Here is a 19,969-nt window from a genome sequence, read left to right on the forward strand (position 1 = left end):
AAAATCGTGGAGTACGCTATTCGTCGCCCAGCGCCTGCCAGGAGAGTCGCGGATTCCGGGCGGCCGTCACCTGGTCGATGCGGGCTGCTGCCGCCCGTTCGGGAGCGGACGCCAGCGTCTCGTCGTCGTCACCGCGAGCGGCGTTGAACGCCGCCGCGAGCTGGTCGAGCGTGCGCTTGTTCTCGATTTCGGTAGGTTCGGTCATCAGCGCCTCGCCGACGATTTCGGGCCACTTGGTGGTCGGCGGGTGGACGCCGTAATCGAGCATGCGCTTTGCGACGTCGGCGGCGTCCTGCTCGCCCGCCGAGGCGACGAACTCGTGGTGGAAGGGCCCGAAGGGAACCTCGTAGTCGACCTGTTCGGCGAGATAGTTGGCGTTGAGGACGGCCTTCGCAGAGGCGTCCGAAAGACCCTCGTCGCCGAGGCGGGCGATGTAGGCGTAGGCCTTCACGAGGACGAGCCAGTTGCCCTGATGGCCGTGGACCTTGCCGATGGAGTGGTCGGGTTCGTAGAGTTCGTATCCGCCGTTGGATTTCCGAACGTGCGGGTCCGGCACGAACTCCACGAGTTCCTCGGTGACGCCGACGGGGCCGGCGCCGGGGCCGCCGCCGCCGTGCGGCGTGGCGAACGTCTTGTGGACGTTGTAGTGCATGATGTCGAAGCCCATGTCACCGGGACGGGCGCGGCCGAGCAGCGCGTTGAGGTTCGCCCCGTCGTAGTAGAGGAGACCGCCGACGTCGTGGACCATGTCGGCGATCTCCTCGATATCGCGTTCGAAGAGGCCGAGCGTGTTCGGGTTGGTGAGCATGAGCGCGGCGGTATCCTCCGAGAGCGCGGCATCGAGGGCGTCGAGTTCGACCCGACCGTCGTCGGCACTCGGGAGTGTCACCACGTCGTAGCCGGCCATCGCCGCGCTGGCGAAGTTGGTGCCATGGGCCGAATCGGGGATGACGACCTCGCTGCGGTCGTCGCCGTTGGCCTCGTGATAGGCCTTCGCGATGAGGATGCCCGTGAACTCCCCGGCTGCGCCGGCCGGCGGCTGGAGCGTGACCGCGTCCATGCCGCCGATGCGACCCAGATAATCCTGCAGTTCGTACTGGAGTTTGAGCGTCCCCTGCACGCTCCGTTCGGACCGGTCCGGATGGACCGACGCGTCGGGCAGGGCCGCGACGTCCTCGGTGAACTTGGGGTTGTACTTCATCGTACAGGAGCCGAGCGGGAACGGCCCGGATTCGACTCCGTAGTTCATCTCCGAGAGCCGGGTGTAATGGCGGGCGAGTTCCGGCTCGCTGAGGCTCGGCAACTCGACGGTATCGCGAGTGAGGTCGTCGGGAAGCGAGGAGTCGACTTCGACCGCCTCGGTGTTCTTCTCCGAGAGCAGCGGTTCGTAGGTCTCGGCGTCGTCGACCCAGCGCGCCTGGTCGTAGATGAGAGGGTCGTCGTCGGTCATCGTGCAGCCTCCTCGAAGGCGGCGACGAAGCCGTCGGTAGCGGCCTCGTTGGTCTCGGTCACACAGACCTGCACCTCGTGTTCGCCGACGGCGTGGACCGCATAGCCGGCGTTTTCGAGGTCGGTCGCGACGGCGGAGGCAGGCTGGTCGGTCCGGGCGACGAACTCCCGGAAGTGGTGGCGGTCGTGGACCGGCGCGCGCACGCCCTTGATTTCGTTCAGCCGCTCTGCGAGGTCGCGGGCGCGAACGACGCAGTTCTCGGCGAGGTCGACGAGGCCGTCCGCGCCGAGCCACGCGACGTGCATCGCGGTCCGGAGGGCGACCCACGCCTGGTTCGTACAGATGTTCGAGGTGGCACGCTCCCGACGGATGTGCTGTTCGCGGGTCTGGAGCGTGAGCGTGTAGGCACGGCGCCCATCGTCGTCGTCGCTGGCGCCGACGAGTCGGCCGGGGACCTGCCGGAGGAACTCCTCGCGGCAGGCAAAGAGGCCGAGACCCATGCCGTAGGCCGTCGGCAGGCCGAGCGTCGCGGCGTCGCCCACCACGACGTCGGCGCCGACGCTGGCGGGCTCTTCGAGCAGGGCGAGTGCGACGGGGTCGGACCCGAGGACGAACAGCGCGTCGTGGTCGTCGGCGAGCGTGCCGACCGAATCGAGGTGCTCCTCGATGGTCCCGCGAACCGTCGGGTTCTCGGCGTAGACGACCAGCGTCTCCTCGTCGACGGCATCGGCGAGAGCGTCAGTGTCGACGTTGCCGTCGTCCATCGGGTAGGACTCGGCGGTGAGGTCGTGGCCGGCGAGGTAGTTCTCCAGTGTGCCGCGGCGGCCGGCTTGCAGGGTCTCGGGGACGAGCACGCGTGACCCGGAGGCCTCACGAACGCGCGTCGCGAGCGTGGCGGCCTCGCCGAGGGCGGTCGCGGCGTCGTACATCGAGCAGTTGGCAACGTCGAGGCCGGTCAACTCGACGAGCATCGACTGATACTCGAAGAGCGCCTGCAGAAAGCCCTGTGCGACCTCGGGTTGATACTGGGTGTAACTGGTCAGAAACTCCGAGCGAAGCGACAGGTGGTCGACCATCGAGGGGACGTAGTGGTCGTAGTGGCCCCGGCCGAGGAACTCGACGAGGTCGTCGTTCTCGCCGAGCATGCGGCCGACGTGGGACCGGACCGCCTGTTCGCTCCGCGCGTCGATACCGAAGGACCCGTCGAAGCGGACCTCCGCGGGGATGTCGAAGAGTGCCTCCTCGCTGTCCGCCCCGACCGCCGAGAGCATCGCCTCCGTCTCGGCGTCGGTATGCGGCGCGTAGGGGCTACCGTTGGCTGTCATAGGAAACTGAGCGTGTCCGACCGTTGCGCCCCATGGCTAATGATTGCCCCGGTTCGGACGCATCCAGTTGTATATCGTTCCTTTCAATCACCCATATGTATGCAAGTACGTGTATCCTGTTCGGGATTCGGCGGTCGGTTTTAAGAGGGCTCCGAGCGACGAGTCCTCCATGACGAAGTTCCTTGCAGCGACCGACAACGAGGCGACGAGCAAGCGGCTCCGACGCTACCTCGAAGGGCGCGTCACCGACGGCGACACCGTCTACGTCGTCAATTCGAACGTCGGCGGCGACAGCACCTCCGACGAGAAGATATACGAGGGCGCGGAGGCGATGGAGGAGCTCGCCGAGGGACTGCCGAACGCCGAAACCCACCAGCTCGTGCGGGGCAACGACCCCGAGACCGACATCCAGATGTTCGCCGATAAATACGACATCGACGAAATCGTCATCGGGGTCCGCCAGCGGAGTCGCACCGGGAAGATGGTGTTCGGCTCGACGGCCCAGCAGGTCCTGCTTTCGGCGGACCGACCCGTCGTCTCCATCCCGCTGTCCAGTTAATCCTCGGCGGGCGGTCCCCGTGTCTCAGTCGTCGAGTTCGACCGCGCCCTCCTCGAGCAGGTTCTCCGCGAGGATGGGCACGAACGTCCCGATGTCGGTCACCATGCCGACTGCCTGCGCCGACCCACGGTCCAGCAGTTGCGTGACGGTGGCGGGGTTGATGTCGACGCAGACGACCCGCGTCGTCGACGGCAGGCAGTTGCCCACCGCGACGCTGTGTAGCAACGTCGACAGCATGAGCACCATATCGGCGTCGCGGGCCTGCTCGCGGATGGCGTTCTGGGCCTCGACGGCGTCGGTGATGGTGTCCGGTAGCGGGCCGTCGTCACGGATGGAGCCAGCGATGACGTAGGGCACGTCGTTTTCGACGCACTGGTACATGACGCCGGATTCGAGTTTGCCGCTCTCGACGGCCTCCTCGATGCCCCCCTCGCGGATGATCTCGCTGATGGCGTAGATGTGGTGTTTGTGGCCGTGGCGGGCGTGGTCCAGCGTCTCCGTGTTGACGCCGAGCGACGTGCCGTAGAGGTCCCGCTCGATGTCGTGGACGGCGAAGCCGTTACCGATGGAGAGACCGTCGACATAGCCGTTTTCGACGAGGCGAGCGAGGTCCTCGCGGGCCCCCGAGTGGATGAGTGCGGGGCCGGCGACGACGAGGACGTTGCCGTCCTCGCGTTTGGTCTCCTCGATGGCCTCGGCGATCTGTTCGATGGTCGATTCGGAGGGCCGCTCGCTGGAGATGCCGCCCTGCATGAATCCGAAGGCGCCCTCCTGTCCGCGGGGACGCTCGGGCGGCTGGACGCGGATGCCCGCGTCACCGGTGACGATGCGGTCGCCCTCCTCGATGGCGTTGAGGACCTTCGTGTACGCGCGGACGCCGGCGTCGTTGTCCGCTGATTCGTCCGCCTCGACGATGACCGCACAGTCCATCTCGATGTCCTCGACCTCGACCCATTCGCCGTCGTAGCGAATCTGGGTCGGGTGGTTGGTCGTCGAGTAGAAGCCGTGCGGGACGACCTGGTCTTCGGGCGCCTCCTCGAGTTGGGCGTCGTTCGGGTCCGCCGGGTTCGCACCGCGCTGGTGGAGGTCGTGGACGATGCGCTGGAGGGTCTCCTCGTCCTCAGCGGTCACGAGCATCTTGGCGTACGATTCCTGGTCCTTCTGGCGGCCGATGTCGAACTCCTCGACGTCGAAGGAGCCGCCGTGGTCCATGACGATGCTGAAGGCGGCCTCCATCATCCCCGAGTCGATGATGTGGCCCTCGAGTTCGACCACACGAGAGACGCTCATATCAACGGAGACGGAACCCCCGGGTAAGTCGGTTGTGGGTCCGGGCCGACCCTCTCGCCGACGGGAGCATCCACACCACCCGAAACCGACCGCGGGAAATTGGGTCGGAATTGGGAGAATACTGAAGGGGGCTATCGGCCATCGTTCGGACGGGTGCGCGTGGAGAAAGGGCCACACAGCACCCGACGAGAGGCACCCTGTCCCCAACCCAACCCTTACCCCGCTTTATTCGGCCCGGCGGCGTACCCGCCACGTCGCGTCCGACCGTGCCACCAATCGCTCGTAGAGCGCCCGCAGTCCCGCCGAGTCGGTGTTCGGCAGGACGTGAAACTCGACGCTTCCGTCACGGACCGCGACCCGGAACGTATCGCCGGTCTCCTCGTCGTGGACCAGATACAGCGGCATCGGCAGGTCGAACCAGTCGCCGTACCGGTAGGGCCCCTCGTCGAGCACCGACTCAACCAGCGCCGCCAGTTGCGGGTCATCGTAATCGTCCGCCGGCGTCACCGCGAAGACGGTCTCTCCCTCGTATTCGACGCCCCCGCGGCGCGGGTAGCGACGCACCGGCCGGTCGGAGATGGCGAACGTCGGCGTGTCGTCGTCGGCCACAGGGTGGATACGGCGCGATATCGTTTAAATTCGCGGGCAGCCCCACTTATAAATCAGCAACCCCGTGAACGGTCCCGGAGTGAGTGGCATTTATCTTATCGCCGGGTGCAGGAACGTCCATGGTTTCCCTCGAACGACCGCAACCGCAGCTGGGTACCGAAGGCGACGTCGTTTTCAAGCGCATCGCGGCGTTCCTGATAGACGCGATCCTGTTCGGCGTCGTATACGGCGTTCTGACCGGTATCGTCGGTGCGATCTCCGACACGTTGGGCGCTCTCGTCGGGGGACTGATCGGCATCGCCTTCCTCGCCTATTTCGTCTACTTCGAGGCCGAATACGGCCAGACGGTCGGCAAGATGCTCATGAACATCGTCGTCGTCACCGAAGACGGCGACCCCATCGACTACCGCGAGTCGGCCATCAGGACGGTCCTTCGTATCGTCGACGCCCTGCCGTTCTTCTACATCATCGGCCTCGTCGCCATCTACCTGACCGACCGGAACCAGCGACTCGGCGACCTGCTGGCAGATACCATCGTGGTCGAGACGAAAGAGAAGGTCGACCGCCTGTAGTTTAAATACGAACACGCGGCCAGCCGTCCCGTGGTGTGACCACGACCGGCGGCCGGTCGAGGCGCGAGCGCGGAGTGAAACGACCCGCGAGCCACGAGGGTCTCGCGTCGCTCCGACCCTCGCATGCTCCGCCTGTTCGCCACCTATAACGCAACCCACCCCGTAGCCGTCGGTATGTGCGGCCGGTACAGCCTGTTCACGCCCCCGTCGGAACTCGAATCCCGGTTCGACGCGGCCTTCGACAGCGAGTTCGAACCGCGGTACAACGCTGCCCCGAGCCAGCAACTTCCCGTCATTACCGACGAGGCATCCGAATCCTTCCAGCGTCTCGAGTGGGGCCTCCTGCCCGAGTGGGCCGATGAAAGCGACGAGGGCCACATCAACGCCCGCGCCGAGACCGTCGACGAGAAGCCGGCCTTCGCGGAGGCCTACGAGCGCCGTAGATGTATCGTCCCGGCCGACGGCTTCTACGAGTGGGCCGACCGCGGCGACGGGAAACGCCCCTATCGGGTCGCCTACGAGGACGACCGCCCCTTCGGGATGGCCGGCCTCTGGGAACGGTGGACCCCCGACACCCAGCAGACCGGCCTCGACGCCTTCGGGGGCGGCGGCGCCGACCACGGTGAGGCCGACCCCATCGAGACGTTCACCATCCTGACGACCGAGCCCAATTCGGTCGTCGAGCCGCTACACCACCGGATGGCCGTCATCCTCGACCCCGAGGAGGAACGCGCGTGGCTCGACGGCGAGGACGTGCCGCTCGATCCCGCGCCGACCGAGGGGTTCCGTTCCTATCCGGTCTCGACGGCCGTCAATAACCCCGCGAACGACCGGGCCGAACTGGTCCAGCCGGTCGACGGATAGCCACCGGGGACCGAACGCCGATACTGCCGGACGTAATTTCGCGGAGCTTCCGTTGCATTTCGTGTCTCGGGGCCGCGGCACGAACCGACGTAATCATCTATCATTTCGGACAGTTACGTCCAACAGTATAAGCCGCCGGCAGCCGACGGCTTCGGCAATGAACCTCTCCGACCGCATCCCGTTCGTCGGCGGCGACGACGAGATGCGTCCCTTTCTCGAACGCGCAGCGACGTGGGCGACGGAACTGGAGTACGGCGACGTACCGCGTCCGGTCCGGGACGCGGCGAAGTCTCAACTCGCGAGTACCGTCGGCGCGGCCATCTGGACGACGACGCATCCGCTGGGGCCGAAAATCGCCGAGGCGACCGACACCTCGGGCGACGGGGCGACCTTCCTCGGCGGCGAGACGGCCGCACCCGCCGAGGCGGCCGCCGGAAACGCTGCGCTCTCGATGGCGCTGGATTTCGACGATACGGTCCTCGGCGGCCACACCGGCCACAGCAGCGTCTTCGTGCCGCTGGCCTACGCCGAGGCGACGGCCGCTGACGGGAACCGCGCCCTGCTCGCACAGGTCGCCGCCAACGAGGTGGCCGCACGACTCGCCTCGGCGGCCGCCATCGGCCCGTTCCGTGGCCAGCAGACGGCGTACATCCACGCCGTCGCCGCCGCGGTCGGGCGGGCAGTCGTCGAGGGCGACGACGCCGACACCCTCGCCGACGCGCTCGGGACGGCACTCCTCCAGCCACCGTGGCCGCTCGACGGGGCGTTTCTCGGCTCCGACGCGAAGGTCTGGACCGCGAGCGAGCCGATTCGCGCAGGTATCGCGGCCGTCGACGCCGCGCGGGCCGACCTCTCGGGCCGACAGGATCTCGTCGAGGGCGAGGACGGCTTTCTCGACTCGTTCTCGGACCTCCCGCTTCCGGAGTTCCTCGACGGGTTCGGCGAGCGGTGGCACACCCGCGCGGTGACCATCAAGGCGGTTCCGGGGTGTGCCTACGTCACGGCACCGGTCGAAGCCGCTCTAGAGGCTCGTGGGCGGCTCCCGCGCGGCCGCTCGGAGGTCGGGCGGGTCGACGTCTACGGGTCGCTGTTCGCCACCGAAGTCGACAATCGCACGTCGCGGTATCTCGACCGCACCGAAAGCGCCGTCTCGACGCTCACCTTCACCGTCGCCTACAACGTCGCGGTGGCACTGGCCGACGGCGAACACACGCCGCGGCAACTCGGCGAGCGGGTCGGCGACGAGGCCGTCTGGGAACTCGCCGACAGGGTTTCGCTCCACCACGAGTCGTCGTTCACGATGGCCGCGCTGGAATCGGAGGTGCCGGTCGGGGCGATGCTCCGCCGCGTCGGCCTGCCAGTCCTCCCCTACGCCGCGAAGACTGTCGGACCGAAACAGACGCTGCGACATCTCCCGACCTTGGCTCGGTTCGTCCGCAAGCGCCCGCTCCCGACCGACCTCTCGGATGCGGACAAGCGCATGGGCGCCCGCGTCGAAGTGACGACGACCGACGGCCGGACCGTCGAGGCGACCGTCGAGCATCCGGCCGGCTTCGCGGGCAAGCCACTCTCGGAGATTCGCGCCGTCGCCCGCAAGAAGTGCCGGACTGGGCTGGAAGCCGCCGGTGACGGCGGGCCGACCGCCCGCCGGAAGACCGACGACCTGCTCGGTATCGAGGCGGCGAGTCCCGTCTCGCTGTCCGGCCTCTTGCCCGGCGAGGAATCGGGATGAAACCCGCCCGCGTCGGCGCGGTCGTCAACCCCCACGCCGGGTCGGGAAACGCCGCGGAACTGTTCGCCGAGCTTTCGACGTGCTTTCCCGACGCCGAGGTCGATGCTCGCATCACGACGGGACCGGACGACGTTCCGGTCGCGGCCCGCGAACAGGCCCGCTGGGGCGACCTCGTCGTCGCCATCGGTGGCGACGGCACGCTCCGAGAGGTCGCCGCGGCGTTGGTCGAAGCCGACGCTGACACGCCGCTTTTCGTCGTGCCGGCAGGGCGGGGCAACTCCTCGTATCGGCACCTCTACGGCGACGACGACTGGCAGGCGGTCGCACGAGGGCTTTCGGATGGCATCGATAGGCGACCGCTCGAAGTCGGCCGCATCGAGGCCACACCGGGAATCGAGCCGACCTACTTCGTCCTCGGGTTCACGGCGGGATTGTTCCGGAGCGCGCTGGACCACGCCGAGCGGCTTCGGATGCTTCCCGGCCCGGTGGCGTACGTCCTCGCGACGGCGGGTGCCGCCCTCGTCGACGACCCCGTCGAGGCGTCGGTCGATGTGGACGGCGAGTCCCTTCACGACGGGCCGGCCCGCCTCGTCGCCGTCGGCGGCGGCCGCTACCGCGGCAGCGATTTCGCCCTGCTCCCAGAATCGCGACCGGGCGACGGGACGCTTCACGCCCTCGTCGTCGAACCTGCCGACCTCGGTGGGTCGCTGCGACTGGGGCTGTTGGCACGGCAGGGCCGCCTGCTCGACCATCCGGCAGTCAGCTACGCGACCGGCGAGCAAGCGACCCTCCGGTCGGACGCGGGACTGCCGGTCGAGATGGACGGAACCGCGGTCCCGACGCCGCTATCGCGGGCGACAGCGACGGTCGTTCCCGACGCCCTCTCGGTCGCGTATCCGACGGGATGGCGATAACGCCCTCCGCAACCCGCGGCCAGCGTTTTCGGATTTCGAAAACCGACGCGCTCCTTTTTATGATTCGGCGGAATGGATACCCCATGGCTGCCGAGCGAGACGACAGGGACGGCGACGTGGAGACTGCCGCCGAACGAAGCGACGTGATTTCGGTCGTCTACGTCGACGACTACGAGGAGCTCTGTGAACTCACGGCGGCGGGACTCGAGGACGCGAGCGACCGACTGTCGGTGACGACGGTGACGGACCCGACCGCCGTCAGGGAGACGCTGCTGGAACACGATTGTATCGTCTCGGATTACGAGATGCCGGAGATAGACGGGCTCGAACTCCTCCGGCAGGTGCGGGCCCTCGACGGGGAGATACCGTTCATCCTCTATACCGGCGAGGGCTCCGAGGACGTCGCCAGCGATGCCATCGAACTCGGCGTGACCGATTATCTGACGAAAAGCGGCGGCGCCGAGCGGTTCACGCGATTGGCCCACCGCATCGAAAGCGTCGTCGACGCGCGACGGGCCACCGAAAAGGCCCAGCAGACCCGCCAACGGGCGGCCGACGCCATCGAGCGAGAGCGCGCCCGATTCCGCGCGCTCATCGAACACTCGCCGGCCGCCACGGGCGTGCTCGACGAGGGGGGCACCTTCGAATACGTCAGCCCCTCGATAGAGCGGATTACCGGCCACGCCCCGCGTGAACTGGTCGGCGACTCGGCCTTCGAGTACGTCCACGAGGCGGACCGCGAACGAATCGTCACCGAGTTCCGGCGGTGTCTCGAGAAACCCGAGTATCGGCCGACCGTCGAATATCGGTTCGAACACGAGACGGGCGGCTGGCGCCACCTCGAAACGACGGGTGTCAACCGACTCGACGACCCGGCCGTCGGGGGGTTCATCGTCAACACCCGCGATGTCACCCAGCGCAAACGAACCGAAACGCGCCTGCGCCGGGAGCGTGACCTCACCGACCGCGTCCTGGAGGTCACGCCGACGCCCGTCCTCGTCTTCGACAGCGAGGGCGTCATCCGCCGTGCGAACGACCGTGCCGCCGAGGTCTTCGACGCCCACAAGTCCGACATCGTCGGCCTCTCGCCGTCGGCTGACGCCATCGAGTTCCGCGATTCGGACGGCGAGACCATCGGTGACGGCGAGTACCTCTGGGAGTTGGTCACGAACGCGAAGCGGGCCATCCGCGACGTCGATTGTGAGGTCTCGTTTTCGACCGGCGATTACCGACTGACTGTCAGCGCCGCACCGCTGCAGGAATCGACCAAGCCGCTCGTCGTCGTCTCCATCGACGAGGTCGAACCCATCGACACGGTCGGATAACAACACGTAAGGGACCGGCGCTCCCCGCCCCGCGTATGAAGTTCGCACGCATCGAGACCGCAAACGGGGTGTTCGAAGGCGAGTACGACGACGGGACCGTCCACACCGACGCCGGGAGCTACGAACCCGAGGAGTACGACCTGCTGGCGCCCTGTGAGCCGTCGGTCTTCTACTGTGTCGGTCGCAACTTCGGCGAGAAGGTCGACCAGATGGATTACGAGGTTCCGGAGGAACCGGACTTCTTCATCAAACCCCCCGTCTCCCTGCACGCGCCGGAGACGCCGATTCCGTATCCGAGTTTCTCCACGGAACTGACCTACGCTGGCGAGTTGGCCGCCGTCATCGACACCGAATGCAAGAACGTGGCCGAAGACGAGGTCGACGACGTCGTCAAGGGCTACACCATCCTCAACGACCTCGACTGTCTCGACCAGGAGCGCCGGACCGCCCGCAAGGCCTTCGATTCATCGGGGCCCCTCGGGCCGGTCATCGCCGACATCGACCCCGTCGGACTGGACATGACCACTCACATCAACGGCGAACTGCGGCAGGAGGACAACACCGAGAACATGTTCATCAAGCCGCGAGAGGTCATCTCGTTCCTCTCGGAGCGCTTCACGTTCAAGCCGGGCGACGTCATCTCCTTCGGCAGTCCCGCCAATCCCGGCCTCGTCGAACCGGGCGACGAAATCGAGATCTACTACGAGGGTATCGGGACCCTGCGGAACACGGTCGAGTAAGAAGCGGCTACAGCGTCGTCAAGTGGTGCTACTTCGTTCTGCAAACCCCGTTTAAAAGGAGTAACAGCCTGCGAACCAGTCAATCCTCACCAGCATCCGCCGAGCGGGGCTTTCGAAGAAGGCCCCCGAGGCGGTTCCCCGGACGAGGGCGCCGGAGGCGCCCGAAGTCCGGTAGCGAGAGCCGACTAACGCGGCCCGCAGGGCCGCGGCTGGAGGCTCTCGCGCATATTTTCCCCACGTTTTTGCCGCGGAGGCGGGTTCGCCGCCGCAGCGCGGCGAACCGCCGGAGCGTGCAAAAAGTGGCTAGCTAATATCCACGACCAACAGCGGGCGGTCGGTGGCTTTGACGACGCGTTCGGTCGTGCTGCCGAGGTTGAGCCGTTTCTCGCGGCCGGTCCGGCCGTGGGTGCCGAGCACGAGCAGGTCGATGCCCGCCTCCTCGGCGTAGGAGAGGATTTCGCGGTGGGGGACGCCATCGGGTGTCGCGGTGGTGACGTCGAGGCCGGCGTCCTCGGCCCGTTCGGCGAGTTCGGCGACGGCGTCTTCGGCGTCGGCGGCCAGTTCGGCCTGTACCTCGTCTTTGTCCTCGCTTTCGGCCGCCAACACGACGCGGCGGTCGATGACGGAGGCGATGTGCAGGTCGGCGTCGTAGGCCTCGGCGGCGCCGATGGCGTGTTCGAGCGCTTCGGAAGCGTTGTCGCTGCCGTCGGTCGGCAGCAGTACTGAATCGTACATACGTTCCCCTCGGTGGCCCACCCACTTGTAACGCGAGGAGACCCGGAAGTATCGCCGGAACACGACGGGGCCGGAGCGGTGCCGTCGCCCGAAACCTCGCCGTCGGCAGTAACGCTTTTGTGGCGTCGAACCCGCTTCCGTGTGTGGGCGACGAGCGAAGTATCGAGGACGTTCTGGACACCATCGGCGACCAGCACGCGCGGACCGTGCTCGCCGCGATTAGCCGTGAGCCTCGGTCGGCCAAGGAGCTCGCCGAGTCGTGCGACCTGTCGCTGCCGACCATCTATCGACGACTCGAACTCCTTCAGGACCACAACCTCGTAACCGAGCAGACCGCCGTCGCCGAGGACGGCAACCACTACAAGGTCTACGAGTGCAACTTCGACAGCACGGTCATCCGCCTCGAAGACGACGAGTACGACGTTCGCATCTACCGCAAGGAGAACCTCCCGGACCGCTTCACGCAGTTGTGGGACGACCTCGGCGGCGAGTGAGGATTTAATAGGGGCGCGCGGATTCCCCCGCACATGGTCGATGTCGTACAAATCGTACTCATCTCGATGCGGCTGGTTCTCTTCGGCCTCTCCCTCGGATTGACGCTCATCAGTTTTCAGGCCTACTCGAAACGCGGAAGCGACCGCCTCCAGTACGCCTTCATCGGCTTCGCCTTCATCAGCATGGGCGTCGCCGTGACGAACCTCACGACGCAGGTCGGCGTCACCGGAAATCTGGGCCGCGAACTGCTCTATCTCCAGATCGCGGAGACGGTGCCCTTTATCGTCGGCTTCGCGATGATCTACGTCTCGCTGTATCGCTGACCGCTCGCCGGTAATCCTCCCAACGGTCCGTATCAGTTCGTCGTGACGAGTTCGACGACGTCCCGGTGGGAGAGTTCGTGGTCGCTGCTTATCTGTCGCTCGGCGCGGCAGTCGACGCCGTGCAGGAGGCCGTCGCCGAGGTCCGAGTGGATGTGGTAGGCGAAATCCGAGGTGGTCGAGCCTTCCGGCAGGAGAAAGCAATCGGGGAGTATCTTCCCGTCGGCGGTGCCGAGGCCGCCAGAGGAACCGGGGAAGACCGCAACCATGCCGAGGACGTCGAAGAAGGCGGTCTCGAGGGCGCCTTGGACGCCGGTGCCGCCGTATTCCTCGACGAACGTGGCGATCTGGTCGAGCCCGGCCTGCTGGTCGTCGGAGACGTCGCCGACGACCTCGAAGCTATCGTCGCCCGGCGTGTAATCGACGATGCCGTTCTCGTCGGCGCTTTTGAGCGCCTTCTCGGCGTGGGCGCTGGCGGGGACGATAGTGAGGTGGTCGTAGTCGGGGTCGTCGACGATTTCGGCGTAGTTCTCCTGTGCCGCGCGGGTGTCCATCTTGTTGGCCGCGATGACGATGGGTTTGGTCTCCTTGCGAATCTCGCGGGCGAGTTCCTCACGGTGGACCTCGTCCCACTCCTCGGGGTCGAAGCCGAGGCCGACCCGACGGATGAGGCGCTTGATCTCGTCCTCGTTGGTCCGGAAGGCGGTCATCTGCTCGGCGAGTTCGGTCTCGATGTCCGTCTCCTCGACGTTGTAGGCGCCCTCGTAGCGCTCGATGCCGCGTTCGAGGATGTCGAGATACCACATGTCGAGTTCGTGTTCGAGGAAGTCGATGTCCTCGCGGGGGTCGTGGTCCTCGGTGGGTTCGCCCTCGGCGTCGGTCTGCCCGGAGAAGTCGACGACGTGGACCAGCACGTCGGCCTCGTTGAGATCGGTGAGGAACTGGTTGCCAAGACCGGCGCCCTCGTGAGCGCCGGGAATCAGGCCGGCCACGTCGACGAGTTTGATGGGGACGAACCGCTCGTCGTCGCGGCAGAAGCCGGTATCCGGCGTGCAGGTCTCGTCGAAGTCGGGGGCCGCACAGGGGACGCGAACGTAGGCCTCGCCGACGGAGGGGTCGATTGTCGTAAAGGGGTAGGCGCCCTCCGGCACGTCGTTCATCGTCGCCGCATTGAAGAAGGTGGACTTGCCGACAGAGGGCTTGCCGACGAGTCCGACGGTGTAGCTCATACGCCCGGTATCCCGCTGAGACTCAAGAGGGCTTCCATCGGAACCGGCCCTGCGGTTCGGTGACAGGCGGCGTGTTTCGGGACAGGCCGGCCGACCGTCTCGCGGTAGAATCTCCCGGATGCGCCGATTCAGAGCGCGAAAGAGACGATCTGGTAGAGGAACCCGATACCGAAGACGGCCACCAGCAGTACGGTCGTGATGACGACGACCGGCGAGAGTTGCTCTTCTTCCTCGATGATGTAATCCTTCATACCACGGCCGACGCCTGCGGCAGGAAAAAGCGTTGTGTCACCGCCGAGGGAGAGGGAAACGCTCTTGGTTCGGACACCAGTGCATTCGTCTGAATGTCACGAACAGGTCAGTCGGCGGGGGGAACCGCCGATTCCGGGGGTCCTGAGTTGGTCGTCGTCTGTGGGCTTCCCGGCGTCGGCAAATCCACCGTCGCCCGCGCCGTCGCGGACCGACTGGACGCCGACGTCCTCCGGACGGACGTGGTTCGGAAGGAACTCTTCGAAAATCCCGAATACACCAGCGAGGAAAGCGCCGCGGTCTACGACGAACTCCTCGCCCGTGCCCGCGAACGCCTCGCGTCCGGCGACCCCGTCGTCCTCGATGCGACCTTCAAGACCCGCAGGCGGCGCCACGAGGCCCGCGACCTCGCCGAAGACGTCGGCGCTGGATTCCGCCTCGTCTACGTCGACTGCGATACCGACGTGGTCGAACGCCGCATCGCCGCCCGCGACGACATCAGCGACGCCGACTTCGAGATTCACCTCCAGTTCAAGGACCGCTTCGAGCCCATCGAGATGGACCACGAGCGCATCGACAACTCCGGCAACGAATCCGAAACCGCCCAGCAGGTCGAAGCCGCGTTCTGAGCGGGCGCGACGAGAACCGATTGCGGACGGAGTTCAGACGAAGGCCAACGCCGACAACAGCACGGTCAGGAACATGACGAGGAGGCCGATACCGCCCAATCCAGCCACCACGGCCCCGGCGACGGTGCTGTCGTTCTCGTAGAGTTTGTAGCCACAGAAGATGGCGACGGGGGCGAACACGATGGTGAAAAGGAAGAGGGAGAGGACGCCGGAGAGGAGTCCGAACACCAGATACGCGGTGGTGTTCTCGCCGTCGGCCGACGCCGAGGACTGTCGGACGCCGCAGTCCGGACAGAGTTCGGCCTTTTCCTTGATGATGCTACCACAGCTCGTACAGTAACACTCGTCGGGACCGGGTGTTCGCGCTGCTGACTGCGCCATTGACTCTACCTTCCGAACCAGCCGCTTAAAAGTTGCAGTCGGATCGAAGCGCGTCAGTCGATGGGCCGTATCGTCGCGGTCACGCCATCGGTCGGCCGCAGCGTCGGCGTCACCCGCAGGGAATCCAGTTCGGTTTCGGCGACCTCGATATCGAAGTCCCGGACCAGTCGCGCCAGCGTGAGCGTCGCGCCGGCCAGCGCGAATCCCTGCCCGATGCAGGCGTGTGGCCCGGTCGAGAAGGGAAAGTACGCCTCGACGTCGTTGGGGTTCCGTCGCTCCCAGCGGTCGGGGTCGAACCGCTCTGGCTCGTCGAAATATCGGTCGTCGCGGTGGATGGACCACAGCGGAACGATGACGCCCGAATCGCCCTCGATGCGGTAGGCACCGAGGTCGACCGGGCCCTCCGTACGTCGGAAGACCGCCCACGCCGGCGGATACAGGCGGAGCGCCTCCCGGTAGGCGCGCTTGGTGTAGGGAAGGTCGGCGAGGTGCTCGTGGCTGGGCGGTCCCTCCCGGTCGCCGAGTGCGGCCTCGGCTTCCTCGCGGACCCGCTGTCGGGCCTCGGGGTTCCACGACAGCAAGGCGAGCGTGTAGGTGAGACTCAGCGCCGTCGTCTCGTGGCCGGCGATGAGGAAAGTCGCCACCTCGTCGCGTATCTGGTTTTCGGGGTAGTCGACCTCGGGGTCGTCTTCGGCCTCCAGCAGCAGCGTCAGCATGTCCATCCCGCCGTCGCCAGTTTCGAGGGCCGCGCGCCGACGCTCGATGAGGTCCTCGGCGAGGCCGCGAATCCCGTCGGCCGCCTCGCGGAACTCGGGGGACGTGCGGGTCGGCACCCAGTCGGGCATGGCGACCTCGGGGCCGAACTCGAACTCCTCGCCGGCCGCGCGCATCCACTCGTGGAAGGTGTCGGCTCGCTCCTTTCCGATGTCCGTCCCGAGGAGAATCTCTGAGGCGACCCGAACGGTCAGCGAGGTGGCCGCCCGATGGAGGTTCAGTTCCTGCGGCCCGGCCTCGGCCCACCGCTCGGCGAGGGCCTCGACGCGCTCGCCGGTGGTGTCGGCGTAGGCGTTGACCTGCTGGCCGCCGAAGGCCGGCCCCATTATCGACCGTTGCTGGCGCCACAGCGCGCCCTCGCTTTGGACGAGGCCGTTCTCGGCTATCATGGCCGCCGAATCCAGCGCCTCGACGCGGGGAAAGTCCTCGGGCCGTTCGAGGGCGTCTCTGGCGAGTTCGGGGTTCGTCAGGAGCACGAGCGACCCCTTCCCGGGGACCGGAATCGAGGTGCCGTCCTCGAAGCGGGCCTGTATCCCCTCCAGAAAGCGGAACGTCTCGGTGCCGAACCGGAGGGCGTTCAGAAAGCCGGCCTCGGGCGGCGGCGCCAGTCGCTGTGACATGTGATACACTATGTCTCCCGACGCTTGGCGGTTTCGTCGCCCCACGTGGGTTTCCGGAAACCGACTCGGCGAGGCTACGGTTCAGCGTCGCCGGGTTCGGCGTCGTCCACGTCCTCACCGCCGTCGACCTCCCGGACCAGCAGCATCGCGATTCGGGACCCGTCGACGCTCTCGACCTCGATGACGTGGCCGTCGACCTCGATGCTGTCGCCGGGTTCCGGTGCACGGTCGAGTTCCTCGAGTACCAGTCCGCCGACCGTCTCGTAGTCCGAACTCTCGAGTTCGACCCCGAGGGCGTCGCTGGCGGCCCACAGGGGCACGCCGCCGTCCATCTCGTAGGTGCCGTCGGCCTGCTGGCGGATGGACGGTTCGCTGATTTCGGTGTCGAACTCGTCGCGGAGGTCGCCGACCACGACCTCGACGATGTCCTCGACGGTCGCGATGCCCTCGAAGGAGCCCCACTCGTCGATGATGGCGGCCATCTGCTGGCTCTCGCTTCGGAACTGCAACAGGAGTTCGTCGATGGGGACCGTCTCCGGGACGACCAGCACCTCGTGGGCGAGTCCCCCCGCGGTGGCCGCCTCGTCGTCCTCGACCGCCTCGAGGACGTCCTTGACGTCGACGAAGCCGACGACCTGCTCGTCGGCGTCGATGACCGGATATCGGGTGTGGCCCGTTTCGCGGACGATAGCGCGAATCTCCGGCAGCGAGGCGTCTTCGGGGATGGTCGCCACGTCCGGCCGCGGGACCATGACCTCCCGGACGGTGGTGTCGTCGAGGGCGAAGACCCGCTCTATCATCTCGACTTCCGCGTCGGCGACGTTGCCCGCCTCGCCGGCGCGTGCCAGCACGCGCCGTATCTCGCGTTCTTCGAGCGTCTCGTCGGTCTCGGAGGCCGGCGGCACGCCGAGCATCCGCGTGAAGGCGTTGGCCGTCCCGTTGAAGACGATGAGAGCCGGATAAAAGAGGAAATAGCAGAACCGCATCGGTGGCGCGACGAAAAGCGAGACGCGTTCGGCGTCGGCGATGGCGATGGTCTTCGGCGCGAGTTCACCGAAGACGACGTGGAGGAACGTGATGAAGGAGAACGCGATGGCGAAGGCCACCAGATGGAGGATCGACGGCGGTAGAAGCGTCCCCAGTACGGGTTCGATGAGCGACGCGACGGCGGGTTCGCCGGCCCACCCCAGTCCGAGCGATGCGAGCGTGATACCGAGTTGGGTAACCGCCAGATAGTCGTCGAGGTTCGACATCACCTCATCCAGCGTCTCGGCACCCGCCTTCCCCTCCGCAAGGAGTTGCTCGACCGACGTCGAACGAACGCGGACGAAGGCGAACTCCGAGGCGACGAAAAAGCCGTTCAAAGCTACGAGGAATAGCGCTATGAAGAGCCGACCGGCCGAGAACGCGAGGTCTACCACTCTCTCTCACCCGCACTGTCGGCGGTCCAACGAGTCGTTGTCATACCGGCCCTTCTCGCCCCGTCATGAAAACGTTGGCCGAATGGGCGGGGCGGAACACCGACCGCTCAATCGGCCGGAGTCGTCTCGTTGTCCGAGACCTGTTCGATGACGTACCGCTGGCCGACCATCGGGTCCATGAGCGCGTCGACCGGCGCGTGGTCGTCGCGGAGTATCGGTACGTCCTCGCCCGGATGCTCCCGGTCGTAGTTCCCGATTTCGTCGGAGAGGTCGATACCGATATCCCGCTCGGCGTTGCGGTCGTGGAGTTCGCTCTCCGAGATGAGGGCGTCGTTCTTCGTCGCGACGACCTCGATGTTCTGGACGACGCCGGGGCCGGCGGTCGGGAAGCCGTAGACCTGCGGATACACCTGCTGCATCGTTCGGTATTCGGCCCGATAGAACTCCGATGCGGGGCCGTTCGGCGCCGAGATGATGTTGGCAAAGAGGATGCCGTCCTCCGAGAGGCGGTCGTTCGTCAGTTGCATGAACTCGACGGTCGTCAACTGGAAGGGCACCTTGTCCTTCTTGTAGGCGTCCAACACGATGAGGTCGTAGGTGTGGTTCGTTTCCCGGAGGAACTGCCGGCCGTCGGCGTTGTGGATGTTGAGTTGGTCGGACTCCTCGACGTCGAAGTACTCCTTTGCGGTGTCGATGACCATGGGGTCTATCTCGACCACGTCGATGGTCGCGTTGTACTCGGAGGCGAACCGCTTGGGGCCGCTGAATCCGCCACCGCCGACGAAGAGTACGCGGTCGATGTCGTCGGGGTCCTCGGCGAACAGGTACGGCATGTGGAAATACCGGGTGTACTCGAAGACGTAGCGGTCGGGGTCGTTCAGGTTCATCGCGCTGTGGCGCTGGCCGTCGAGATACAGCGTCCGGGTATCGCCCGAATCGGCGACTTCGAGTTCCTGATACGGCGTCTGGGTCTGATAGACGACGTTGCCGCCGGTCGAAAAGCCGATAGCGCCGCTGCCGACGGCCGCCACGAGCAGGACGGTGACGCCGATGGTGGCGAACAGCGGGTCGCGGTCGATGGAGGGCAGCGTCATCGAGACGGCCGTCACGACCAGCAGCACCCCGAACAGGAAGCCGATGACCTCGACGCCGAAGGCGGGAATCAGGAAGAACGTCGTGCCGAAGGCGCCGATGATGCTGCCGACCGTCCCGAGGGCGTACACCCGGCCCGAGGCCTCGCCGACGGCCTCCGTGCCGGAGAGTTCGGCAGCGTAGGGGCTGACGAAGCCCAGCAGGTACGTCGGCGGGCCGAACAGCAGCGTGATGGCGGGCAGGGAGGCGAACCGACTCGGCAACGGCAGCGTCGCCGTCGACGCCAACAGCAGGTCGCTCGCGAATATCAGGAGGGCGACGTAGGCGGCGGTCCCGAGGAAGAGCCACGAGAGGCGCTGGAGGCTGGCCCGGTGGGCGGCCCGCTTGCCGCCGTAATGATAGCCGAGGCTCAGCGCCGCGAGGAAGACGCCGATGATGCTGCCCCACGTGTAGATGCTGCTGCCGAACTGCGGGGCGACGATGCGGCCCGCCAGTATCTCCAGTCCCATGCTCGCCACCCCGGAGACGAACACCGCGGCCTCGGGGGCCGTCAGTTGCCCGAGTCGCAGGCGTCGGAACGCGGCCATACCTTAATCGGTGCCACTTTTCGGGGATAAACCTTGGTGAGGAGGCACGCGACGCCC

General features: G+C 66.5%; 21 protein-coding genes. 10 read left to right on the forward strand and 11 right to left on the reverse strand.

Features of this window, described 5'->3' with window-relative positions:
* Positions 1–16: 16 nt before the first annotated feature.
* Complete coding sequence (gene gcvPB, locus U5914_RS02575; RefSeq protein WP_336133929.1) at positions 17–1,450, reverse strand: aminomethyl-transferring glycine dehydrogenase subunit GcvPB; 1,434 nt, start codon at positions 1,448–1,450, stop codon at positions 17–19.
* Complete coding sequence (gene gcvPA / locus U5914_RS02580) at positions 1,447–2,775, reverse strand: aminomethyl-transferring glycine dehydrogenase subunit GcvPA (protein ID WP_336133932.1); 1,329 nt, start codon at positions 2,773–2,775, stop codon at positions 1,447–1,449. Before gcvPA ends, gcvPB begins: the two co-directional genes overlap by 4 nt.
* Before the next feature lie 169 nt (positions 2,776–2,944).
* Here gcvPA and U5914_RS02585 point away from each other — a divergent pair, with 169 nt between their 5' ends.
* Positions 2,945–3,334 (forward strand): universal stress protein, encoded by a 390-nt coding sequence (locus tag U5914_RS02585; RefSeq protein WP_336133934.1) that lies wholly within the window; start codon positions 2,945–2,947, stop codon positions 3,332–3,334.
* 24 nt (positions 3,335–3,358) lie between these two features.
* On the opposite strand, the gene U5914_RS02590 is transcribed toward U5914_RS02585, so the two are convergent.
* A complete protein-coding gene (locus U5914_RS02590; protein ID WP_336133935.1) occupies positions 3,359–4,624 on the reverse strand; it encodes an ornithine cyclodeaminase, nickel-pincer nucleotide-dependent in 1,266 nt (421 codons plus the stop codon).
* A 225-nt stretch (positions 4,625–4,849) separates the two neighbouring features.
* Positions 4,850–5,233: a hypothetical protein gene (locus tag U5914_RS02595; protein WP_336133936.1), complete on the reverse strand. Its 384-nt coding sequence runs from the start codon at positions 5,231–5,233 to the stop codon at positions 4,850–4,852.
* Positions 5,234–5,352: 119 nt separating this feature from the next.
* On the opposite strand from U5914_RS02595, the gene U5914_RS02600 reads away from it, so the two are divergent.
* From U5914_RS02600 to U5914_RS02625, 6 genes are all read left to right on the forward strand, one after another.
* Complete coding sequence (locus U5914_RS02600) at positions 5,353–5,805, forward strand: RDD family protein (protein ID WP_336133938.1); 453 nt, start codon at positions 5,353–5,355, stop codon at positions 5,803–5,805.
* 174 nt (positions 5,806–5,979) lie between these two features.
* The gene (locus U5914_RS02605) at positions 5,980–6,669 is read left to right on the forward strand and encodes an SOS response-associated peptidase (RefSeq protein ID WP_336133940.1); all 690 of its coding nucleotides are present in this window, start codon (positions 5,980–5,982) and stop codon (positions 6,667–6,669) included.
* A 157-nt stretch (positions 6,670–6,826) separates the two neighbouring features.
* Entirely contained in the window at positions 6,827–8,401 is a 1,575-nt protein-coding gene (locus U5914_RS02610; protein ID WP_336133942.1) for an MmgE/PrpD family protein, read from the forward strand.
* Complete coding sequence (locus U5914_RS02615; protein ID WP_336133944.1) at positions 8,398–9,315, forward strand: diacylglycerol/lipid kinase family protein; 918 nt, start codon at positions 8,398–8,400, stop codon at positions 9,313–9,315. Before U5914_RS02610 ends, U5914_RS02615 begins: the two co-directional genes overlap by 4 nt.
* A gap of 83 nt (positions 9,316–9,398) precedes the next feature.
* Positions 9,399–10,640 (forward strand): PAS domain S-box protein, encoded by a 1,242-nt coding sequence (locus U5914_RS02620; protein ID WP_336133945.1) that lies wholly within the window; start codon positions 9,399–9,401, stop codon positions 10,638–10,640.
* Positions 10,641–10,675: 35 nt separating this feature from the next.
* Complete coding sequence (locus U5914_RS02625; RefSeq protein WP_336133947.1) at positions 10,676–11,380, forward strand: fumarylacetoacetate hydrolase family protein; 705 nt, start codon at positions 10,676–10,678, stop codon at positions 11,378–11,380.
* Positions 11,381–11,683: 303 nt separating this feature from the next.
* On the opposite strand, the gene U5914_RS02630 is transcribed toward U5914_RS02625, so the two are convergent.
* Positions 11,684–12,115: a universal stress protein gene (locus U5914_RS02630; protein ID WP_336133948.1), complete on the reverse strand. Its 432-nt coding sequence runs from the start codon at positions 12,113–12,115 to the stop codon at positions 11,684–11,686.
* A 143-nt stretch (positions 12,116–12,258) separates the two neighbouring features.
* On the opposite strand from U5914_RS02630, the gene U5914_RS02635 reads away from it, so the two are divergent.
* Together U5914_RS02635 and U5914_RS02640 are read left to right on the forward strand one after the other, a co-directional pair.
* The gene (locus tag U5914_RS02635; protein ID WP_336133949.1) at positions 12,259–12,609 is read left to right on the forward strand and encodes an ArsR/SmtB family transcription factor; all 351 of its coding nucleotides are present in this window, start codon (positions 12,259–12,261) and stop codon (positions 12,607–12,609) included.
* 33 nt (positions 12,610–12,642) lie between these two features.
* Positions 12,643–12,933, forward strand: a complete 291-nt coding sequence (locus U5914_RS02640) for a DUF7521 family protein (RefSeq protein WP_336133950.1) — start codon at positions 12,643–12,645, stop codon at positions 12,931–12,933.
* Between the two features lie 32 nt (positions 12,934–12,965).
* On the opposite strand, the gene U5914_RS02645 is transcribed toward U5914_RS02640, so the two are convergent.
* Positions 12,966–14,159 (reverse strand): redox-regulated ATPase YchF, encoded by a 1,194-nt coding sequence (locus tag U5914_RS02645; protein ID WP_336133951.1) that lies wholly within the window; start codon positions 14,157–14,159, stop codon positions 12,966–12,968.
* A 128-nt stretch (positions 14,160–14,287) separates the two neighbouring features.
* Complete coding sequence (locus tag U5914_RS02650) at positions 14,288–14,410, reverse strand: hypothetical protein (protein WP_336133953.1); 123 nt, start codon at positions 14,408–14,410, stop codon at positions 14,288–14,290.
* Between the two features lie 93 nt (positions 14,411–14,503).
* Between U5914_RS02650 and U5914_RS02655 the strand changes: the two genes are divergently transcribed.
* The gene (locus U5914_RS02655; protein WP_336133954.1) at positions 14,504–15,037 is read left to right on the forward strand and encodes a P-loop nucleotide/nucleoside kinase family protein; all 534 of its coding nucleotides are present in this window, start codon (positions 14,504–14,506) and stop codon (positions 15,035–15,037) included.
* A gap of 33 nt (positions 15,038–15,070) precedes the next feature.
* Here U5914_RS02655 and U5914_RS02660 read toward each other — a convergent pair whose 3' ends face one another.
* The 4 genes from U5914_RS02660 to U5914_RS02675 form a co-directional block, all read right to left on the reverse strand.
* Positions 15,071–15,418, reverse strand: coding sequence for a hypothetical protein (locus tag U5914_RS02660; RefSeq protein ID WP_336133955.1), 348 nt, complete (start codon positions 15,416–15,418; stop codon positions 15,071–15,073).
* A gap of 53 nt (positions 15,419–15,471) precedes the next feature.
* Positions 15,472–16,812: a cytochrome P450 gene (locus tag U5914_RS02665; protein ID WP_336133957.1), complete on the reverse strand. Its 1,341-nt coding sequence runs from the start codon at positions 16,810–16,812 to the stop codon at positions 15,472–15,474.
* A 74-nt stretch (positions 16,813–16,886) separates the two neighbouring features.
* Positions 16,887–18,233, reverse strand: a complete 1,347-nt coding sequence (locus U5914_RS02670) for a hemolysin family protein (RefSeq protein WP_336133959.1) — start codon at positions 18,231–18,233, stop codon at positions 16,887–16,889.
* A gap of 107 nt (positions 18,234–18,340) precedes the next feature.
* Positions 18,341–19,912, reverse strand: a complete 1,572-nt coding sequence (locus U5914_RS02675; RefSeq protein ID WP_336133960.1) for a spermidine synthase — start codon at positions 19,910–19,912, stop codon at positions 18,341–18,343.
* Between the last annotated feature and the right edge of the window lie 57 nt (positions 19,913–19,969).

This window comes from Natronomonas amylolytica, from assembly GCF_037031205.1.
Taxonomy (GTDB): Archaea; Halobacteriota; Halobacteria; order Halobacteriales; family Haloarculaceae; genus Natronomonas; species Natronomonas amylolytica.

Coding starts and splice junctions, on each gene's coding strand:
- gcvPB (WP_336133929.1), bottom strand. CDS start 1,450: ATGACCGACGACGACCCTCTCATCTACGACCAGGCGCGCTGGGTCGAC.
- gcvPA (WP_336133932.1), bottom strand. CDS start 2,775: ATGACAGCCAACGGTAGCCCCTACGCGCCGCATACCGACGCCGAGACG.
- U5914_RS02585 (WP_336133934.1), top strand. CDS start 2,945: ATGACGAAGTTCCTTGCAGCGACCGACAACGAGGCGACGAGCAAGCGG.
- U5914_RS02590 (WP_336133935.1), bottom strand. CDS start 4,624: ATGAGCGTCTCTCGTGTGGTCGAACTCGAGGGCCACATCATCGACTCG.
- U5914_RS02600 (WP_336133938.1), top strand. CDS start 5,353: ATGGTTTCCCTCGAACGACCGCAACCGCAGCTGGGTACCGAAGGCGAC.
- U5914_RS02605 (WP_336133940.1), top strand. CDS start 5,980: ATGTGCGGCCGGTACAGCCTGTTCACGCCCCCGTCGGAACTCGAATCC.
- U5914_RS02610 (WP_336133942.1), top strand. CDS start 6,827: ATGAACCTCTCCGACCGCATCCCGTTCGTCGGCGGCGACGACGAGATG.
- U5914_RS02615 (WP_336133944.1), top strand. CDS start 8,398: ATGAAACCCGCCCGCGTCGGCGCGGTCGTCAACCCCCACGCCGGGTCG.
- U5914_RS02620 (WP_336133945.1), top strand. CDS start 9,399: ATGGCTGCCGAGCGAGACGACAGGGACGGCGACGTGGAGACTGCCGCC.
- U5914_RS02625 (WP_336133947.1), top strand. CDS start 10,676: ATGAAGTTCGCACGCATCGAGACCGCAAACGGGGTGTTCGAAGGCGAG.
- U5914_RS02630 (WP_336133948.1), bottom strand. CDS start 12,115: ATGTACGATTCAGTACTGCTGCCGACCGACGGCAGCGACAACGCTTCC.
- U5914_RS02640 (WP_336133950.1), top strand. CDS start 12,643: ATGGTCGATGTCGTACAAATCGTACTCATCTCGATGCGGCTGGTTCTC.
- U5914_RS02645 (WP_336133951.1), bottom strand. CDS start 14,159: ATGAGCTACACCGTCGGACTCGTCGGCAAGCCCTCTGTCGGCAAGTCC.
- U5914_RS02650 (WP_336133953.1), bottom strand. CDS start 14,410: ATGAAGGATTACATCATCGAGGAAGAAGAGCAACTCTCGCCGGTCGTC.
- U5914_RS02655 (WP_336133954.1), top strand. CDS start 14,504: ATGTCACGAACAGGTCAGTCGGCGGGGGGAACCGCCGATTCCGGGGGT.
- U5914_RS02660 (WP_336133955.1), bottom strand. CDS start 15,418: ATGGCGCAGTCAGCAGCGCGAACACCCGGTCCCGACGAGTGTTACTGT.
- U5914_RS02665 (WP_336133957.1), bottom strand. CDS start 16,812: ATGTCACAGCGACTGGCGCCGCCGCCCGAGGCCGGCTTTCTGAACGCC.
- U5914_RS02675 (WP_336133960.1), bottom strand. CDS start 19,912: ATGGCCGCGTTCCGACGCCTGCGACTCGGGCAACTGACGGCCCCCGAG.